The sequence below is a fragment of the Vibrio sp. YT-15 genome, from assembly GCF_033337445.1.
Taxonomy (GTDB): Bacteria; Pseudomonadota; Gammaproteobacteria; order Enterobacterales; family Vibrionaceae; genus Vibrio; species Vibrio alginolyticus.
Window position 1 is genome coordinate 356945 of record NZ_JAWOQR010000005.1, and the last position, 19204, is coordinate 376148.

Annotated in this window: 17 protein-coding genes and 1 other RNA gene; 9 read left to right on the forward strand and 9 right to left on the reverse strand. The window is 44.4% G+C overall.

Annotated features, from left to right (window positions below):
- Positions 1-18: 18 nt before the first annotated feature.
- A complete protein-coding gene (locus tag R7D93_RS12725) occupies positions 19-597 on the reverse strand; it encodes a YecA family protein (protein ID WP_005380976.1) in 579 nt (192 codons plus the stop codon).
- Between the two features lie 249 nt (positions 598-846).
- Between R7D93_RS12725 and R7D93_RS12730 the strand changes: the two genes are divergently transcribed.
- The 5 genes from R7D93_RS12730 to serA all read left to right on the forward strand — a co-directional run bounded on the left by R7D93_RS12730 (position 847) and on the right by serA (position 4170).
- Entirely contained in the window at positions 847-1155 is a 309-nt protein-coding gene (locus R7D93_RS12730; protein WP_005384553.1) for a cell division protein ZapA, read from the forward strand.
- An 8-nt stretch (positions 1156-1163) separates the two neighbouring features.
- Positions 1164-1348, forward strand: a non-coding RNA gene (ssrS, locus tag R7D93_RS12735) — 6S RNA.
- Positions 1349-1353: 5 nt separating this feature from the next.
- Entirely contained in the window at positions 1354-1953 is a 600-nt protein-coding gene (locus tag R7D93_RS12740) for a 5-formyltetrahydrofolate cyclo-ligase (RefSeq protein WP_005384552.1), read from the forward strand.
- Positions 1954-2006: 53 nt separating this feature from the next.
- The gene (rpiA, locus tag R7D93_RS12745) at positions 2007-2663 is read left to right on the forward strand and encodes a ribose-5-phosphate isomerase RpiA (RefSeq protein WP_005380982.1); all 657 of its coding nucleotides are present in this window, start codon (positions 2007-2009) and stop codon (positions 2661-2663) included.
- A gap of 274 nt (positions 2664-2937) precedes the next feature.
- Positions 2938-4170: a phosphoglycerate dehydrogenase gene (gene serA / locus R7D93_RS12750; protein ID WP_005384551.1), complete on the forward strand. Its 1233-nt coding sequence runs from the start codon at positions 2938-2940 to the stop codon at positions 4168-4170.
- Positions 4171-4241: 71 nt separating this feature from the next.
- Here serA and R7D93_RS12755 read toward each other — a convergent pair whose 3' ends face one another.
- Entirely contained in the window at positions 4242-4934 is a 693-nt protein-coding gene (locus R7D93_RS12755) for an oxidative stress defense protein (protein ID WP_005384550.1), read from the reverse strand.
- Positions 4935-5142: 208 nt separating this feature from the next.
- Positions 5143-6039: a LysR family transcriptional regulator ArgP gene (locus R7D93_RS12760; protein WP_025768836.1), complete on the reverse strand. Its 897-nt coding sequence runs from the start codon at positions 6037-6039 to the stop codon at positions 5143-5145.
- 147 nt (positions 6040-6186) lie between these two features.
- Here R7D93_RS12760 and R7D93_RS12765 point away from each other — a divergent pair, with 147 nt between their 5' ends.
- Positions 6187-6816, forward strand: a complete 630-nt coding sequence (locus R7D93_RS12765; RefSeq protein ID WP_025998531.1) for a LysE/ArgO family amino acid transporter — start codon at positions 6187-6189, stop codon at positions 6814-6816.
- A gap of 26 nt (positions 6817-6842) precedes the next feature.
- Positions 6843-7325: a YbaK/EbsC family protein gene (locus R7D93_RS12770; protein WP_017633558.1), complete on the forward strand. Its 483-nt coding sequence runs from the start codon at positions 6843-6845 to the stop codon at positions 7323-7325.
- Between the two features lie 47 nt (positions 7326-7372).
- Here the strand turns inward: R7D93_RS12770 and mscS are convergent, their stop codons facing one another.
- The 5 genes from mscS to R7D93_RS12795 form a co-directional block, all read right to left on the reverse strand.
- A complete protein-coding gene (gene mscS / locus R7D93_RS12775; RefSeq protein ID WP_005380995.1) occupies positions 7373-8239 on the reverse strand; it encodes a small-conductance mechanosensitive channel MscS in 867 nt (288 codons plus the stop codon).
- Positions 8240-8663: 424 nt separating this feature from the next.
- On the reverse strand, positions 8664-9740 hold the full coding sequence (fbaA, locus tag R7D93_RS12780) for a class II fructose-bisphosphate aldolase (protein ID WP_005380996.1): 1077 nt from the start codon (positions 9738-9740) through the stop codon (positions 8664-8666).
- Between the two features lie 154 nt (positions 9741-9894).
- Positions 9895-11055: a phosphoglycerate kinase gene (locus R7D93_RS12785; protein ID WP_005384547.1), complete on the reverse strand. Its 1161-nt coding sequence runs from the start codon at positions 11053-11055 to the stop codon at positions 9895-9897.
- A 151-nt stretch (positions 11056-11206) separates the two neighbouring features.
- On the reverse strand, positions 11207-12244 hold the full coding sequence (epd, locus tag R7D93_RS12790; protein WP_005384545.1) for an erythrose-4-phosphate dehydrogenase: 1038 nt from the start codon (positions 12242-12244) through the stop codon (positions 11207-11209).
- 135 nt (positions 12245-12379) lie between these two features.
- Positions 12380-14338 (reverse strand): ligand-gated channel protein, encoded by a 1959-nt coding sequence (locus R7D93_RS12795; protein ID WP_065274858.1) that lies wholly within the window; start codon positions 14336-14338, stop codon positions 12380-12382.
- 140 nt (positions 14339-14478) lie between these two features.
- On the opposite strand from R7D93_RS12795, the gene R7D93_RS12800 reads away from it, so the two are divergent.
- Positions 14479-15372, forward strand: a complete 894-nt coding sequence (locus tag R7D93_RS12800) for a LysR family transcriptional regulator (protein WP_085570063.1) — start codon at positions 14479-14481, stop codon at positions 15370-15372.
- A gap of 91 nt (positions 15373-15463) precedes the next feature.
- On the opposite strand, the gene tkt is transcribed toward R7D93_RS12800, so the two are convergent.
- Positions 15464-17458, reverse strand: a complete 1995-nt coding sequence (gene tkt, locus R7D93_RS12805) for a transketolase (protein ID WP_225496713.1) — start codon at positions 17456-17458, stop codon at positions 15464-15466.
- 316 nt (positions 17459-17774) lie between these two features.
- On the opposite strand from tkt, the gene metK reads away from it, so the two are divergent.
- On the forward strand, positions 17775-18929 hold the full coding sequence (gene metK, locus R7D93_RS12810) for a methionine adenosyltransferase (protein ID WP_005461723.1): 1155 nt from the start codon (positions 17775-17777) through the stop codon (positions 18927-18929).
- Positions 18930-19204 lie beyond the last annotated feature (275 nt).

A 19204-nucleotide genomic window follows, 5' to 3' on the forward strand; every position in this document is an offset into this window, starting at 1 on the left:
CCTCTGGACAGTCTACGATTAGTGAATAGTAGGTTTTTTGTCGCTGCTTTCAGGACGAACACCAAATTCAGCATGAATCGTTAGTACGCAAGCTTTGATGTGCTCAATCACTTGCTCTAGCAATTGCGCTTGTTCACCAAGATCGTCATCTTCATCGATGCCTAATTTGGCAATCTCTTCTAGGTCAGCCAGTGCTTCTTTAGCGTCATCAGATGCTTTATTAAGCGCAACGCCTGCTAGACCTAACCCAGAAATAAAGTGGTTTACAAAGTCGGACACACTGTCGGCTAATGCGAATAAGCCTTCTTCGCCCGGCTCATCTGGCAATAGTAAAGACAGCTCCATTGATGTGCCAGTAAGCTCATTAACAGTAACGTTGAATATGCTCTGAGCAAAAGTGAGTGCTGTCGAGGGCCACCCCATCCCATCATTGGTGTAGTCAAAAAGAATCGGCTGCCAAGTTTGATCATTGATCGCCAATCCACCACTTAACATGCCAACAAATAAGCCATGTAACTCCGCCGGTGTCACTGCCAGGCTTGCCGATTGCAGTTCAGCAGCAATAGATTGGTATTCAGGAAGGGTGATTTCACTCATAACTTGGCTCATTCTTGCGTAATAATGTATTGGTATATCCTACCATCAAGGTTAGTGGTCTGAAACGGCTATCAAATTCAATTTTGGACAGCATTTGTTCAATTTGCCCAATTCCTGTGTGATCTCGTCATCATTTCTCTTTCTGTGATGGGAAATGCTTGAATCTTAATAGCGGTTTTCCTATAGTTTGCTCCTCGGTAGTTGTATGAAGCAACACCTTAGATAGCGCGAATATAGAGTTTATTCATCATGAGCAATCAAGCGATCGACGTTGAAATATTAGGCAAACTTACACGAGTGAATTGTCCGACAGGACAAGAAGAGTCTCTTGTTGCAGCGGCAAAAGATCTGGATCGCCGATTGAAAGAAATGAGCGAACGTACTAAGGTAACCAATGAAATCCAACTGCTGACCTTTGCTGCATTGAATATTTGCTATGAGTTGCACACCAAGTCATACGAATCCAATGGTCAACAGCAAGAAATTACTGAGCGAATGGAAAAGCTCACCGCGTCTTTAGAGAACGCACTAAGCAAAGTTACGCAAGGACAGCAGTAAATACAAAATTTACCCTGGGGTGTGCGTCAGCAGGATTTAAGTCCCTGAGCCGATAAGCAATACCTAAGGGTTAGTATTTGGTAACTATTGAGCAAGCTCGGCATGCACCGAGAAGCCTACGGTTGTCATTGCTGATCCGCCTTGAACCAGCTGGTTCAAGGGCCACAATCCTCAACGGCACCCTGGGGTATTCTCTCTATGTCAGACCTCTCTCGACAAGACTTCCGCAAACTGATTCGTGAAAAGCGCAACGCTCTGTGCAGTGATACGCAATACCAAGCGGGAATCGACCTTATTACTCAATTTTCCCAACTTCCTGAAATCGATCAGGCGCAACATATTGCCATCTACCTTTCTGCAGACGGTGAGCTTGATACTAAACCGCTCATTGAATGGTTATGGCAACAGGGAAAATCGGTTTATCTGCCCGTCATCCATCCCTTTTCTAAAGGTCAGTTACTGTTTCTTCAGTATATAAGTGATGAACAGCTCGTCTACAACAAGTACGGCATCTTAGAGCCCAAGCTCGATATCAGACACCTCAAACCCGTTCGCCAGCTTGATTTAATCTGCACGCCTTTAGTTGGGTTCGACAGTATCGGACACCGCTTAGGCATGGGCGGAGGGTACTACGATCGTACTCTGTCACGTTGGTTTATAACTGGAGAGGGAGCTAAACCTGTTGGTATCGCTCATGACTGCCAACATGTAGAACGCTTACCAATTGAAAGCTGGGACATTCCATTACCTAAGATCGTGACCCCAAGCCAAATATGGCAATGGGAAAGTGACAAGTAAGCCGCTATAATCACGCCCGCAAACGTTAACGAACATCTATTCAGGAGATTGGCATGACTCAAGATGAAATGAAAAAAGCGGCTGGTTGGGCAGCACTAAAATATGTTGAGAAAGGCAGCATTGTCGGTGTTGGTACTGGCTCTACCGTGAATCACTTCATCGATGCACTAGGCACTATCAAAGATGATATTAAAGGTGCAGTGTCTAGCTCTGTCGCTTCAACTGAGCGCCTTAAAGAGCTTGGTATTGAAGTATACGAGTGTAACGATGTAATGAAGCTGGATGTGTATGTTGATGGCGCAGATGAGATCAACCCAGCACGTGAAATGATCAAAGGCGGCGGCGCGGCTCTGACTCGTGAGAAAATTGTCGCAGCAATCTCTGATAAGTTCGTATGTATCGTTGACGGCACTAAAGCAGTTGACGTACTTGGCCAGTTCCCATTGCCTGTTGAAGTAATCCCAATGGCACGCTCTTACGTGGCTCGTGAATTGGTAAAACTAGGTGGTGATCCAGCTTACCGTGAAGGCGTTGTGACTGACAACGGCAACGTGATTCTGGATGTGCACAATATGCAAATTACCAATCCGAAAGAAATGGAAGACAAAATAAACGGCATCGCTGGTGTGGTGACTGTGGGTCTTTTCGCTCATCGTGGTGCTGACGTAGTGATCACTGGCACACCAGAAGGTGCAAAAATTGAAGAATAAATAACAGCCCAAAATGAACCTATCTGGTTCACTTTTCTGTTATTTCATTACATACGGTGCTGCAAGGCACCGTTTTTTATTCCTTTCTATAAGAAAATTATCTCTTATTCCGTAATTTTCTTACCCAAAGCAATTTTTTTTTGTTACTTTATTGAACAGAAGACGCACAGGGAAACGTTTGTCTTCCTACAAAACTGTTAATTATCCCCTTTTTAATAGTTTTGCCCAATGTGCGCCATATTAGCCCACCTTTCCATTTTAAGGACGAGAAAAAATGGCCAAAGTTTCACTGGAAAAAGAAAAGATTAAGATCCTCTTGTTAGAGGGACTCCACCCTTCTTCAGTTGAAGTTCTTCAAGCAGCTGGTTATACCAACATTGAATACCATAAAGGTTCCCTTCCGGAAGAAGAACTAATTGAAGCGGTAAAAGACGTACACTTCATTGGTATCCGCTCCCGTACGAACCTATCCGAAGAGGTAATCAATGCGGCGAACAAGCTGGTTGCAATTGGCTGTTTTTGTATTGGTACTAACCAAGTAAACCTAGACGCAGCAGCAAAACGCGGTATTCCTGTCTTTAATGCACCATTCTCTAACACTCGAAGCGTGGCAGAGCTTGTACTTGGGCAAATCCTTTTACTAGTGCGTGGTATTCCTGAAAAGAATGCACTTGCACATCGCGGTATTTGGAAGAAAAGTGCAGACAACTCTTACGAAGCTCGTGGTAAGTGCCTTGGCATTATCGGATACGGTCACATTGGTACTCAGCTTGGTATTATTGCCGAAAACTTAGGTATGCGCGTTTACTACTACGATATTGAGAACAAACTGTCCCTTGGTAATGCGACGCAAGTACATACCATGAGTGAACTACTGAACAAATGTGATGTGATTTCTTTGCACGTTCCCGAAACACCGGAAACGAAAAACATGATGGGTGAAGCTGAATTTGCTCGAATGAAACCAGGCTCCATCTTTATCAACGCGGCACGTGGCACCGTTGTGGATATTCCTGCACTTTGCCATAGCTTAGAAGCTGGTCACCTTGCCGGCGCTGCAATTGATGTATTCCCAACTGAACCAAAAACGAATGCTGACCCGTTCGAGTCTCCTTTACAAAAATTCGATAACGTCATCCTCACTCCACACGTTGGTGGTTCAACACAAGAAGCACAAGAGAATATCGGCTTAGAAGTGGCGGGTAAACTGGCTAAGTACTCTGATAACGGATCGACACTTTCAAGCGTAAACTTCCCTGAAGTGTCATTACCAGAACACAGTGGTGAGTGCTCTCGTCTGCTTCATATCCACAAGAACCGTCCTGGTATCCTAACTCAGATCAACACCATCTTTGCTGAAGAAGGCATTAACATTGCCGCGCAGTACCTACAAACAGCCGCTGAAATAGGCTACGTAGTGATCGACGTTGAAACTGAACGCTCAGAAGAAGCTCTAACAAAGCTCAAAAACATTGAAGGCACAATCCGTGCTCGTATCCTTCACTAAACAGTGAAACAGAAACGACAAAGGCAGGGGTTGTAACTCCCTGCCTTTTGCTTTTTACTGTTTGCTAAGCCTTACTTTAGCTTATAAATGACATCGACTTGATCGCGAATGATCATAGTTGAATCTTGGTAGCTATTCGCTCCTTCTTTACTATCCATCGCCATTGAACGCATTAACACAGGCTGAACGTGCATCTGTCTGTAATTGATCTGCCATACATCGCCCAACTTTTTCTCAAAACCAGTCGCTAATGACCCTGCTTTTTCTCTTGCGTCCTTAATCGCAGCCATTCGTGCCTTTTGCTGATACTCGGCTTGGTTGCTTACCTTAAGTTGAATATTATCAACCTGATTAATTCCCGCTTCTAACGCCATATCTAGGTATTGGTTAAGGTTTTTCAGATCCGTCACCGTGACATCAATACTGCGAGATGCTCGATACCCAACAAGTTCTGCTTTTCCTGATTTAGGGTAATGGTACTGAGGAGCAAGGTATAAATTCGAGCTAGTAATATTGTCTTTTGATAAGCCGGCATCCGATAAGCTTTTTAGAAACTCTTCAACGGTTTTATCTACGGACAATTTCGCTTGTTCGGCCGTCATTGTCGTATCGACTACTTTTACAGAAAACGTAGCCATATCAGGTGTGGCCGTCACTTCGCCATACCCCGTTGTCGTAACATGAGCAAACTCTGGCGTATTCGCCAAAACTGAAGCACTGGTAAGGCTGAGTGCTGAAGCCAGCAAAAATGAATACAATTTCATTCAATAAATCCATCCATACAAAATTAAGTACTTAATCTCAGATTCCAACATCACTATCATGGCTGAGAAAGCGTGTGGTTTCATAATAGAAACTTCCGCCGATTATCCAAGCACCCATAGTGACTTCTAACACAACTTTGACTATGTAACATTGGCGTAATTTTTAAACAAAACACACTTAAGTTAACGATATGCAGCTCTGACAAACTTATTGAGGTAGATGCTGCTGCGCATACCCCACTATCGCGTGTGAGATTTCTTGTAATACCCCAGTTTCTAACTGCCAGTGGTGCCAATAAATCCGATGGGACATTAAAAAACCTGGAGTCACATCAACCAACACACCTCTGTCTAATTCGTCGGTAATTTGCAAGCGGGGGATCAAGCAATAAGCAACACCAGCTAACGCCACTTTTAGAAACGCTTCAGAACTACTGATGTTGTGATGAATAACGCTGTCAGGATTGACGTTAAAATGCTCGGTAAGAAATGTTTTATGTAGATCATCATATTGGTCATATGAAACGGCCGGTGCTTTTGCCAATGTCTGATTATTTACGCCTTTAGAAAAATAACGCTGATAGAACTCTGGGCTCGCGACACAAACATAATCGATGCGACCTAAATAGTCTGCTCTGCATCCGGGGATTGGCTGGGACTCCAAGCTGATCGCTCCTGTCACTTCGCCACTTTTGAGTTTTTCAATAGAGCGGTATTCACCATAGATAGTCAGTTTTAGTTCAACTTGACGCTGCTTCATAACATTTTGCAGCGCTGGCAGTAGCCATGTTGCAAGGCTATCTGCATTAGTCGCTAAAGAGAGTTGCACAGGTCGCGTACTGGTATCATTTTTTAATTCGGGGAGAATTTCATGCTCTAGCAAGCGTACTCGCCGATAAAGACCCAACAATTTTTTACCAATTAGCGTTGGCTTAGGTGGCTGGCTTCGAATTAAAACAGGCTGCGCGAGAAACTTCTCTAACTGCTTGATACGTTGAGAAATGGCGGATTGAGAAACAAATAAATGCTCGGCAGCACGCTCAAAGCTACCCTGATAAACTATAGCGTCTAATGCCTCAATCCATTTGTAATCTAACCCTCGCATACCTTTCCTCTCACTCTTGATCAAACGCCTCCCGTTAAATTAGTCCATCTAATGTAAGATTAAAATCATTAATTATACTTATTTAGATAAACGCTTTATCTTTCCCCTTTCTGTAAATGTATTTGTTATTTTGAAGTGAGGTGAAGTGTGAGCTTGTGGGTTCTATTGCAAGGTTTTGGTTTAGGAGCATCAATGATCATTCCGATCGGGGCGCAAAATGCGTATGTTTTAAATCAAGGCATAAAGCGTAACCACCACCTAACAACCGCCACTATTTGTAGCGTGCTAGATATGATTTTCATCTCTCTAGGTATTTTTGGTGGTGGTGCAATTCTGTCTCAAAATGAAATCTTACTGACGTCGGTGACACTTGGTGGTATTGCTTTCTTGAGCTTCTATGGACTGCTCTCACTAAAAAGTGCTTTTAAGCCAGAGAGTGAATCGGAATCAAAAGGGGAGATCGTAGCTCGAGGTCGTCGAACGGTTATTCTAGGTGCGTTAGCCGTCACTGTGCTTAATCCGCACTTATATTTAGATACAGTCGTTATTCTAGGTTCGATCGGTGGACAATTTGAAGGCCATGATCGCATTGCTTTTGCACTAGGTACGATTATGGCTTCCTTTGTTTGGTTCTACACTTTATCGATAGGAGCCGCCAAACTAGGTCCAACACTCTCTAAACCAAAAGTGAAAAAAACCATCGACATTGCAATCGCAATGATGATGTTCACAATAGCGTATATCTTAGCGAGTGAGCTTATTGATAAGTATTGGTAATCATAAGGTAGTAAGGCAGCAAAGACATGGAGTCACTAAAACGTATTTATAACAACAATAGAGAGCGATTCAACGCGCTCTCTATTCCTTTTCGGGAATGGCAGCACGAAGCCATCTTAGACTTTGAGACAGATATACGCATTGCGAGAGAGCTTGGTTGGACGGGTACGCATACCAAAAGCCTCTTTTTAACACTCAAAGGACAAGGTTACGCGGTTTATCTGACAGATAAGGACTCGCGCCTCGATGCCAAGCAGATTAAAGCGATTACAGGTAAACGTCCCTCTATTTGTAATGACGATGAAATGGTCGAAGTGTTAGGTTGCGTACCCGGCGCGGTTTGCCCAATAGGCTTACCGGAATACATCACTATCATTGTTGATACCAATCTCTATCAACATCAAGAGTTGCTCTATACGCCTGGCTTACCTGAGTTCACATTTGGATTTGCAGGTAAACATCTAAAACGCCTCTTACTTGCTGGTCATCACACCCTTTACGAAGTATAAAAAAGCGAGGCCTATTGGCCTCGCTTTTGAATATCGACTGCTTTTGATTAAGCGTCGACTTTGTTCAGGTGAACATCCATTTGTGGGAATGGAATCTCGATACCATTTTCATCCAATGCTTCTTTAATACCTTGCATTGCATCAAAGTATACGCCCCAGTAATCTGCAGTTTTCACCCATGGACGAACCACAAAGTTAACTGAAGAGTCTGCTAACGTAAGTACACCAATTGTGATATCTGGGTCTTTCAAGATACGTGGATCTTTCTCTAGCGTCTCACGAATCACTTTCTTCGTTAGTTTAAGGTCAGCTTTGTATGAAACACCAATCACTAGGTCGACACGTCGTGTCGCATGGCGAGAGTAGTTAGTAATGGCACCGCCGATAACTGAAGAGTTAGGCACAACAACCATTTTGTTGTCTGGTGTTTTTAGAACTGTTTGGAAGATTTGAATTGCTTCAACACTACCCGCTACACCACCGATTTCTACGTAGTCGCCTGATTTGAATGGACGGAACGCAACAATAAGTACGCCTGCTGCAAAGTTTGATAGTGAACCTTGTAGTGCAAGACCAACAGCAAGACCTGCCGCACCAATCACAGCAACAACAGAAGCGGTTTGAACTCCTAATCGACCAAGAGCCGCGATTAGCACGATTACAAATAGCAAGTAACGAACAAGACCGTGAATAAATTCAACGACGGCCTTATCCATGTTTTTCTTTTCTAGTACTTTAGAAACACTACCAGCGACTGCCTTAACGATAAGATTACCGATAAACAGAATAAGCAGCGCAGAGATAATGTTCACACCGTACTGAACCAGTAGATCTGAATTGTTTGTCAGCCAAGTTTCAGCCTGAGTTAGACCATCCGTTAAAGTGGTATCGATACCCACCGATTCACCTGCCATAATTCTTATCCTCAAAAATAAAGAGATATAAATCCAATTGCCGTTAATTTATGAACCTTGTTTTTTAAAGGCTCTTTTCTAAAACAACATCCCTATTGCTCCACTGAACAGTGTCAGATTTTTGGCACAATATCCCAACTCTGACTTTTTTCAAAGTCAGAGTTTCGCAAAGATATGCAAAACAAGACTTTATCAGAGCTTTCTGACACTGACTTGTTACAGGTTACGCAATGCACTCTGATTTCGCCACTCTTAAGACTGATATTCCCATGTTTTCTTTAAAAAAACGTTAAAGGTGAGATATCTCACTAGCAAATACAATCTAACGCATAAAAATATCGGGAGAAAGCAGCCGGGAAAAAAATGATAGACATAAAAAAACCCGCTCAAAGAGCGGGTTTTTAGGTAACTTAATCAGTAACGATTATAGTACGTCAACTGCGTTAAGGTCAGCAAATGCTTGCTCTAGACGAGTAACCATTGAAGCTTGGCCTGCACGTAGCCATACGCGTGGATCGTAGTACTTCTTGTTTGGTGCATCTTCACCAGTTGGGTTACCGATCTGACCTTGTAGGTAATCGTGGTTTTCAGCTTCGAACTTACGGATACCATCCCAAGTAGCCCACTGTGTATCAGTATCGATGTTCATTTTGATTACACCGTAGCCGATAGATTCACGGATTTCTTCTAGAGAAGAACCTGAACCGCCGTGGAATACGAAGTTTAGAGAGTTCGCTGGAAGACCGAATTTCTCAGAAACGTGCGCTTGAGAATCACGTAGGATAGTTGGAGTTAGTACAACGTTACCTGGCTTGTATACGCCGTGTACGTTACCGAAAGATGCTGCGATAGTGAAACGGTGGCTGATTGCGCTTAGTTTCTCGTATGCGTATGCAACGTCTTCTGGAGAAGTGTATAGTTCAGACGCATCCATATCAGAGTTGTCAACGCCGTCTTCTTCACCACCAGTACAACCTAGTTCGATTTCTAGAGTCATGTTCATTTTAGCCATGCGCTCTAGGTACTTAGCAGAAATTTCGATGTTCTCTTCTAGAGACTCTTCAGAAAGGTCGATCATGTGAGAAGAGAATAGTGGCTTACCAGTTTGCGCGAAGTACTCTTCACCAGCGTCTAGTAGACCGTCGATCCAAGGAAGTAGTTTCTTAGCTGCGTGGTCAGTGTGTAGGATTACTGGAACACCGTAAGCTTCAGCTACAGCGTGAACGTATTTCGCACCAGCAACAGCACCTAGGATTTGAGCTTCTTGACCTTCAAGTTTTAGACCTTTACCAGCAAAGAAAGCAGCGCCACCGTTAGAGAACTGAACGATAACTGGAGCTTTAACTTTTGCAGCTGCTTCAAGTACTGCGTTTACAGAGTCAGTACCCACACAGTTTACTGCTGGAAGTGCAAAGCTGTTTTCTTTTGCAACTTCAAATACTTTCTGAACGTCATCGCCAGAGATAACACCTGGTTTTACGAAGTCGAAGATCTTAGACATGGATGTAATCCTATTTATCTGTCGTTTTTAAACAAAACTTGTTAAGTTGAAAATCTTGCAAACGTTTGCTCACAACTGAGGCTATTCTAGCAGAGTTCCTCACACGTTGCAGCAAACAAGAAAGCGGGAGAATCACTCCCCCGCTTTGCTTTAATTACTTAGCGCGTGCTTCTAGCATTTCTACTGCTGGAAGAACTTTACCTTCTACGAACTCAAGGAAAGCGCCACCGCCAGTAGAGATGTAAGATACATCCGCTTTGATACCGAACTTGTCGATAGCTGCTAGCGTGTCACCACCGCCTGCAACAGAGAAGCCTTCAGAAGCTGCGATAGCTTCAGAGATACCTTTAGTACCTGCTTCGAAGTTCTTGAATTCGAATACGCCTACTGGACCATTCCATAGGATAGTCTTAGCGTTTTTAAGGATTTCAGCTAGTTCAGCTGTTGAATCTGGACCAAGGTCGAAGATCATGTCGTCGTCTTGTACTTCAGAAACGTGCTTAATTTCAGCTTCTGCGTTCTCGTCGAATGCTTTCGCACATGCAACGTCAGTTGCTACTGGAATTGCACACTCGTCCATTAGCTTCTTAGCTGTTTCAACTAGGTCTGCTTCGTATAGAGACTTACCAACGTTGTGGCCAGCAGCTGCGATGAATGTGTTAGCAATACCACCACCAACAACGAGTTGGTCAGCGATTTTAGATAGAGACTCAAGAACCGTTAGCTTAGTAGAAACTTTTGAACCACCTACGATAGCAACCATTGGACGAGCTGGCTTGTCCATTGCTTTGCCTAGCGCTTCTAGTTCGTTCGCTAGTAGAGGACCAGCACATGCTACGTCTGCGTGCATACCAACGCCGTGAGTAGATGCTTGAGCACGGTGAGCCGTACCGAATGCGTCCATTACGAATACGTCACATAGTGCTGCGTATTTCTTAGATAGCTCTTCGTCGTTTTTCTTTTCGCCTTTGTTGAAGCGAACGTTTTCAAGAACAACAAGTTCACCCGCATTTAGCTCTAGGCCATCTAGGTAGTCTTTTGCTAGCTTCACTTCGCAATCTAGTGCGTCGTTTAGGTAGTTAACAACTGGTTGTAGAGAGAACTCTTCAGCGTATTCACCTTCAGTTGGGCGACCTAGGTGAGACGTAACCATTACTTTAGCGCCTGCTTCTAGGCAGTGCTTAATAGTTGGAAGAGATGCGATGATACGTGCATCCGAAGTTACTTTACCGTCTTTTACTGGCACGTTTAGGTCAGCACGGATAAATACACGTTTACCTGCAAGATCCAGGTCAGTCATCTTGATTACAGACATGATGTGTCCTCTCAAATATTTAATAATTAAAGTTTTTGAAAACTCGGCAACCCTGCCAAGCCTGTTAATTCTTCAAACTGGTTATAGATATGGAGATATTATGGATTTATTTCAAGGCTTGAAATAAAAATTCTCCATCACTTCTTCGTCATTACTGTTCCACTTGCGAAGAAGCTTGCATTGCTAAGGCAGTATCCAGCATCCGGTTAGCAAAGCCCCATTCGTTGTCGCACCAAACGAGCATTTTTACGAGTTGCCCGTTACTCACTCTAGTCTGGCTTCCATCCACAATCGCACTATGGGGGTCGTGGTTAAAGTCGATGGAAACGAGTGGCGATTCAGTATAGTCAACAATGTTACGTAATGTACACTGAGATGCGTTAACAATGGTTTGATTTACGTCATTAACTTTCACATTTGTACTAATTGTGACACTTAAATCCATTGCAGTGACGTTAACCGTTGGAACACGAACAGAAATTGCTTCGAATTTGTTGGAAAATTTCGGGAAGATTCTTTCAATCCCCTTATGCAACTTAGTGTCCACCGGAATAATAGATTGGCTTGCAGCGCGGGTACGGCGTAAGTCGTTATGATACGCATCGATTACTTGTTGATCGTTCATGGACGAATGAATTGTCGTAATGGTGCCAGACTCTATGCCGAAGGCTTCGTCTAATACTTTAATGATGGGAACGATACAGTTGGTGGTGCAAGAGCCATTGGAGACAACACGGTGCTCGTCTTTCAGAGTTTCGTGGTTCACGCCATAGATAATCGTATTATCTAGGTCGTTTGCACCCGGGTGCGAAAACAGTACTTTCTTCGCGCCAGCTTCTATATGCGCTTGCCCATCCGCTTGCGAACCAAATACGCCAGTGCAATCCAAGACGATATCAACTTCTAAATCACGCCAAGGAAGTAATTCGATTTCGGAGAGATGGAGAATGCGAATGGAATCATATTCACCGCTGTCATGATGAACATGCAAATGTTCTTGGTCATGGGAAATTTTTTTACCAAAGCGACCATGACTGGTGTCATATTGCAGTAGGTGTGCCATCGCCTCTGGCTGTGCTAGTTCGTTTACCGCCACAACCTTGATCTGCTGGTGTTTTCCGCTTTCATACACCGCTCGCAGAACATTACGACCTATACGTCCAAATCCATTGATCGCAACCTTTAGCATTTATCCTTCGCCCTACCAAAAATTTCGTGTCACAGATACTACCTGATCAGGCTGACAAACGCACCTGTTGAATCAAAGTAAAGCAGGATTAAAAAAGGTCGAGACTATGCTCGACCTTATTACAACGATAGATAATTAAAATGCGACGTCTAAACCTAACCAGTAGCGACGACCATCTTCAATATATCCATATTCTTCGTAACTGATTTCCTCGTCCAGCAAGTTATAGATAGCGCCTTTAATACGAGTATTGTCGGTTAACTGGTATGTCACACCGGCGTCCACAAAGGTATAAGCTGGTTCTACAATACTGTTTCTTGATGGGCCAGTAACCGGATCCATTTCTTTACCTCGGTACGTGACTTTCGCCCAGCTCTCTAGATCTGTTGTCGTTTGCCAAGTCACATCCACATTAAACAGATGCTTTGGTAACTGCTGCAGCGGCATGCCTTTGTATTCACCTGTTTTTTGCTCTGAGTCGGTAAATGTGTAGCTCGAGCTAAGGTAAATGGTTTCCGTTAACGGCGATGCTAAGGTCGCTTCAATACCTTGTGTGACGGCTTCATCCACGTTAATACGGTACGTTGGATCTGCGCCCCATTGGTTTGGACCATCAGTACAGATAGTGTCTGGACAAACAACACGTGTGATCTTGTCTTTGAATTCGTTATGGAACGCTGTCAAAGAGACATCTAAGCCAGAATCACCTTGATACAAGACGCTGATTTCTTTGTTTAGCGACGTTTCAGGGTCAAGATCTGGGTTACCGTAGATATTACCGCCACCACTGACTTGCGCCCAGCCAGGAGTAATTTCACGTAATTGTGGAGAACGGAAACCTGTTGCCACACCGCCTTTCACCGTCCAAGACGGATCAACTCGCCATACACCGTAAACACGCGGACTAAAATGCGCGCCATAGTTTTCGTCATGATCTAGACGGCCGCCAAGCGTAACGCTAAACGGATCAGCAATTCTCCATTCATCTTCAATGAAAACAGCCCACTGCGTATTCGATGTTTCAGTCTTCGATGACGCTTTGTTGGAGGTGAAATCCTCAAGCTCTGCATGAGTAGCGTCCACACCCGTCGTCAACGTATGGTTTCCAATACCAGTCACCAAGCTCGATTTGAACGTGGTGTTGGTGATCGTCATCTCACGAGATTTGTTCTCGCTCTCTTCTCGCTGTAAGTAAGTATCTGAAATTCCGACCGAATCCCAATCACCGTTGTGGCTTACCGTTACGTAATTACGACGATATTCATTCAGTGAATCTTCACACCCACCACGACACCCTGTGGTCGGCACTGAAAGGCCCACATTGCCACGACGACTTTGTGCCGACGTGCCACCTTCTAATTGCACCGAATGGCGCTCATTAATCTGGTAAGTCAGTTTTGAAGAGATACTCTGCATATCTTTATCTTCATAACCGTATTCGATGTCATCTTCTTCTCTGGTTGTGTACTGACCATATACTTGGAGAGATAAATTTTCAGCCAACGGACCATTAACGAAAAAGTTCGCGCTCTGCTCTCCCCCTGAGCGGCTATTCTCTTGTAGTACCGTGCCCAGTTGAACATTACCTGTCCACTCTAGCGCATCTTTTCGTGTGATGACGTTAATCACACCACCAATCGCATCAGAACCGTAAAGCGTCGACATTGGGCCACGAATAACTTCGATTCGCTCAATCGCTTGAAGAGGAGGTAACCAACCTTGTTCGATACCAGGACCGTCACTATTTGGACGAGTTTCACGCGTGCTTTGACGTTTACCGTCGACCAGTATCAAAGTGTATTTAGAACCCATACCACGGATACTAATGTCGGTGGTATCACCACCACCTGTCACGACAACACCTGGCACACTTTTTAGTGCATCAGTCACATCGCGGTAATAACGGGAGTCCAACTCCTCACGTGAAATAACACTAATACTTGCAGGCGCGTCCGCTTGAGATTGCTCGTAGCTTGATGCAGTTACAACCACTGTTTCCATTTTAGAAACTGCATCATTGGCAAAAACATGAGGGACACTGACGAAGGCTAAAATACCAGTTGCGGTAATAACTGGCAGTCTAAGAGTAGACATCTACATCTCCATAATTGATAATGATTATTATTTTCGAAAGTGAATTATTCACAAATAGAATGAGATGCATAGTGAGAGTTATGGAACGGTTCTTTCCATTTATGGAACTCGTACATAACGCAGTAAGGAGTAAAAGAAATATGCACGACTTAGCATCAATTAGAGCCTTTGATGCGCTCAATCAGCATAAAAGTTTGACAGCCGCTGCTAAAGCCCTTAATCAGCCAAAATCAACGCTAAGTCGTCGCTTGGCACAATTAGAAGAAGACTTCGGTCAGGCTCTAACCGCCAGACAAGGTAATCGATTAGTTCTGACAAGAGCTGGAGAAATCTTTGCCCACTACAGCCGCCAGATTCTTGAGTTAAGCGAAGAGAGTTATGATGCACTGCAAGGTTTAACGAACCAAGTTTCAGGGCCACTGCATATTGTTTGTCATACTGCCTTAGTTAGAAGCTGGCTCGGCGGCGTACTCAATCGTTTTCTTGCTGATAATCCCGATGTTAGAGTTCAACTTACCAGTGACTTTTCTGAGGCGCATCATGACCCAGATTTGTTCATCTGGCTCGGTGAACGTAAAGAGCTAGACTGGCGAAAAGAAGTGCTGGGGGTATTTCGCTATACGCCTTTTGCCTCTCCAAATTATCTAAAACAACATGGGCCTATACCGCACCCCAAAGAACTTGAAGCACATCCATGGATCGATTTTGGTTCAGTGCAAGAAAATGGATTGATGCTAGCACACCCTCAACACGGTGAGTTCTTTTTAGAACCCTTTGTTAGTCGGTTATACAGCGACAACATAGCAATGCAAATAGACAGTATCGCGAATGGTCATGGTATTGGACTGCTGCCGACTTGGACAGCATTCGGCTATGAGAAACATCACCCAGGGCGAATCACACCTTGCTTAGAAGGTTGGCTTTCTGAGCCTATTTCCATTAACTGCTATACACCAGCAGGACGACCACCACTGCGCTTATCCGTACTTTTAGACTGCATTCACCAAAGCATTCCACAAGGTTGGAAAACCTGACAAAAATAAAAAGGCCATCATAATGATGGCCTTTCTAACTTTAGCGTTTAACAATCGTCGTTTACGTTCGACTGTTTAGACGGTCCTGCAATTACGCTAGCAATTCTTTTGCTGTGTTCACTACGTTTTCAGTCGTGAAGCCAAACATCTCGAATAGCTGACCAGCAGGTGCAGATTCACCGAATGTTGTCATACCGATGATGCGACCGTCGAAGCCAACGTACTTGTACCAGAAATCAGCAATGCCCGCTTCAATAGCGATACGTGCCGTTACGTCTGATGGCAGTACAGCTTCACGGTAAGCGGCGTCTTGTTTGTCGAAAGCATCTGTTGATGGCATTGAAACAACGCGTACTTTCTTGCCTTCTGAAGTTAGTTGCTCAGCGGCTTTCACTGCAAGCTCAACCTCAGAACCTGTTGCGATAAGGATTAGCTCAGGCTTACCTTCGCTATCTTTCAGGATGTAAGCACCTTTCGCGATGTCTGCGACTTGTTCAGCAGTACGCTCTTGTTGCGCTAGGTTTTGACGAGAGAAGATAAGTGCAGTTGGTGCATCTTTACGTTCAATCGCTAGTTTCCATGCAACTGCAGACTCAACTTGGTCACATGGGCGCCATGTGCTCATGTTTGGAGTTACACGTAGAGACGCCATTTGCTCAACAGGTTGGTGAGTTGGGCCATCTTCGCCAAGACCGATCGAATCATGCGTGTAAACTTGGATGTTCTGAATTTTCATCAGCGCAGCCATACGCATTGCGTTACGAGCGTATTCCATGAACATTAGGAATGTTGCGCCGTAAGGAACGAAACCACCGTGCAATGCGATACCGTTGATGATAGCGGTCATACCGAATTCACGCACACCGTAGTGGATGTAGTTGCCAGAGAAGTCCTCCATTTCTAGAGACTTAGAACCAGACCACATGGTCAGGTTAGAAGGTGCTAGGTCAGCAGAGCCGCCCATGAATTCTGGTAGCATTTGACCGAAAGCTTCTAGAGCATTTTGAGATGCTTTACGTGACGCAATGTTTGCTGGGTTTGCTTGAAGATCAGCAATGATTTGGTTTGCTTTCTCTTCCCACTCTGCAGGAAGTTCGCCGTTTAGACGACGCTTAAGCTCTGCTGCTTCTGTTGGGTAAGCCGCTGCGTATGCTTCGAACTTCGCGTTCCACGCCGCTTCTTTTTCAGCGCCAGCTGCTTTTGCATCCCACTCTGCGTATACATCAGCAGGGATTTCAAATGCAGGGTGTTCCCAACCTAGGAATTCACGTGCTGCTGCGATTTCTTCAGCGCCTAGTGGTGCACCGTGACAGTCGTGAGAACCCGATTTGTTTGGAGAACCAAAACCGATGATAGTCTTCGTACAAATTAGCGTAGGACGAGGATCTGCTTTTGCAGCTTCAATCGCTGCGTTGATTGCTTCAGAATCGTGGCCATCTACTGCTGGGATTACGTGCCAACCGTACGCTTCGAAACGCTTAGGTGTATCGTCAGAGAACCAACCTTCAACGTGACCATCGATAGAGATGCCGTTGTCATCCCAAAATGCGATCAGTTTACCTAGGCCTAGAGTACCAGCAAGAGAACATGCCTCATGCGAGATACCTTCCATCAGACAGCCATCACCCATGAACACGTAAGTGAAATGGTCAATGATGTCGTGGCCTTCTTTGTTGAATTGTGCTGCTAGCGCTTTTTCTGCTAGAGCCATACCAACAGCGTTCGTGATACCTTGACCTAGAGGACCTGTTGTCGTTTCGATGCCTGGTGCGTAGCCGTACTCTGGGTGACCTGGAGTCTTAGAGTGAAGCTGACGGAAGTTTTTCAGATCATCGATAGATAGCTCGTAACCGCTCAAGTGCAGTAGAGAGTAGATCAGCATAGAACCGTGGCCGTTTGAAAGTACAAAACGGTCGCGATCTGCCCACTCTGGGTTAGCTGGGTTGTGGTTTAGGTGAGAGCGCCAAAGAACTTCAGCGATATCAGCCATACCCATAGGTGCGCCTGGGTGGCCAGAGTTAGCTTGTTGAACACCATCCATGCTTAGAGCACGAATTGCATTGGCAAGATGTTTACGAGACGACATGTCTGCTCCTGAGTACATTAAGCGAAACGAAAAAAGAGGTCACAATTCTCTCAAAGCCAAGTGGGGTGTGCAAACGTTTTCCAACCCAAAACCTCACAAATATTGCACCTTTCAGTTCAAATACATCGAAGTTCTAAAAATTATCAATAATTCAAGCAAACGTTTGGTTATAACAAAAACCAAAAAAGAGCTTGTAATTCGAGCAATCAAAATTAGAATAGACGTCTAGATGTAGATACACCTACAAATATTAGTATTAATTTGCGCTGGGGAGTTTATCATTCCTCAGTTTTAAACCAGATATAGTGGAGCTAACATGGCTAAGCACCTGTTTACTTCTGAGTCAGTATCAGAAGGTCATCCAGATAAAATTGCAGACCAGATTTCTGATGCGGTTCTTGACGCGATTCTAGAGCAAGATCCAAAGGCTCGTGTTGCATGTGAGACTTACGTTAAAACCGGTATGGTAATGGTGGGTGGTGAAATCACGACTTCAGCATGGGTTGACATCGAAGAGTTAACTCGTGAAACCGTTCGTGAAATCGGCTACGTACACTCAGATATGGGCTTTGACGCGAACTCTTGTGCAGTTCTAAACACAATCGGTAAACAGTCTCCAGATATCAACCAAGGTGTTGATAAAGCTGACCCTAAAGAGCAAGGTGCAGGCGACCAAGGCATCATGTTTGGTTACGCATGTAACGAAACTGAAGTACTCATGCCAGCGCCAATCACTTACTCTCACCGTCTTGTTGAAAAGCAAGCAGAAGTTCGTAAAAACGGCACACTACCTTGGTTGCGTCCAGACGCAAAATCTCAGGTAACGTTCCAGTACGACCAAGGTAAGATTGTTGGTATCGATGCTGTTGTTCTTTCAACTCAGCACTGTGATTCAATCTCTACGCCTGACCTACGTGAAGCAGTAATGGAAGAGATCATCAAACCTGTTCTTCCTGCAGAGTGGATCAGCAAAGACACTAACTTCTTCATCAACCCAACCGGTCGTTTCGTTATTGGTGGCCCAATGGGTGACTGTGGTCTAACTGGTCGTAAAATCATCGTAGATACTTACGGCGGTGCAGCTCGTCACGGTGGCGGTGCATTCTCTGGTAAAGATCCATCGAAAGTAGACCGCTCTGCAGCTTACGCAGCACGTTACGTAGCGAAAAACATCGTAGCGGCTGGTATGGCTGACCGTTGTGAAATCCAACTTTCTTACGCAATCGGTGTTGCTGATCCAACGTCTATCATGGTTGAAACGTTTGGTACCGAGAAAGTATCTCACGACATCATCATTGAAGCGGTTCGTCAATTCTTCGACCTACGTCCATACGGTCTACAAGAAATGCTTAACCTACTTCAACCAATCTACAAGAAGACAGCAGCATACGGTCACTTCGGTCGCGAAGAGTTCCCATGGGAAGCGACTGATAAAGCTGAGCTTCTACGCGATTTCGCTGGCATCAAGTAATCGAGCCACGCAAGAATCAACAAAGCCCTCGCCTTATGGCGGGGGCTTTTTATTTTCAGCAACTTTTATCCAGCCATTTCGGCTCATACCGCCCTGACCCACAAAGCAGTCCTGTTTCTCCCTCATTTTTATACCGAATAAATTTTAAGCAATTATTTGTAAATTATCCCATCTCCGCCAATAGTTAAAATATTGTTAACTCCAATTTAAATAGAGACGTCGGATGCTGGCGACTGTGGAAGCAACACTTAAGTAAAGACATGAGTTAAGCATCT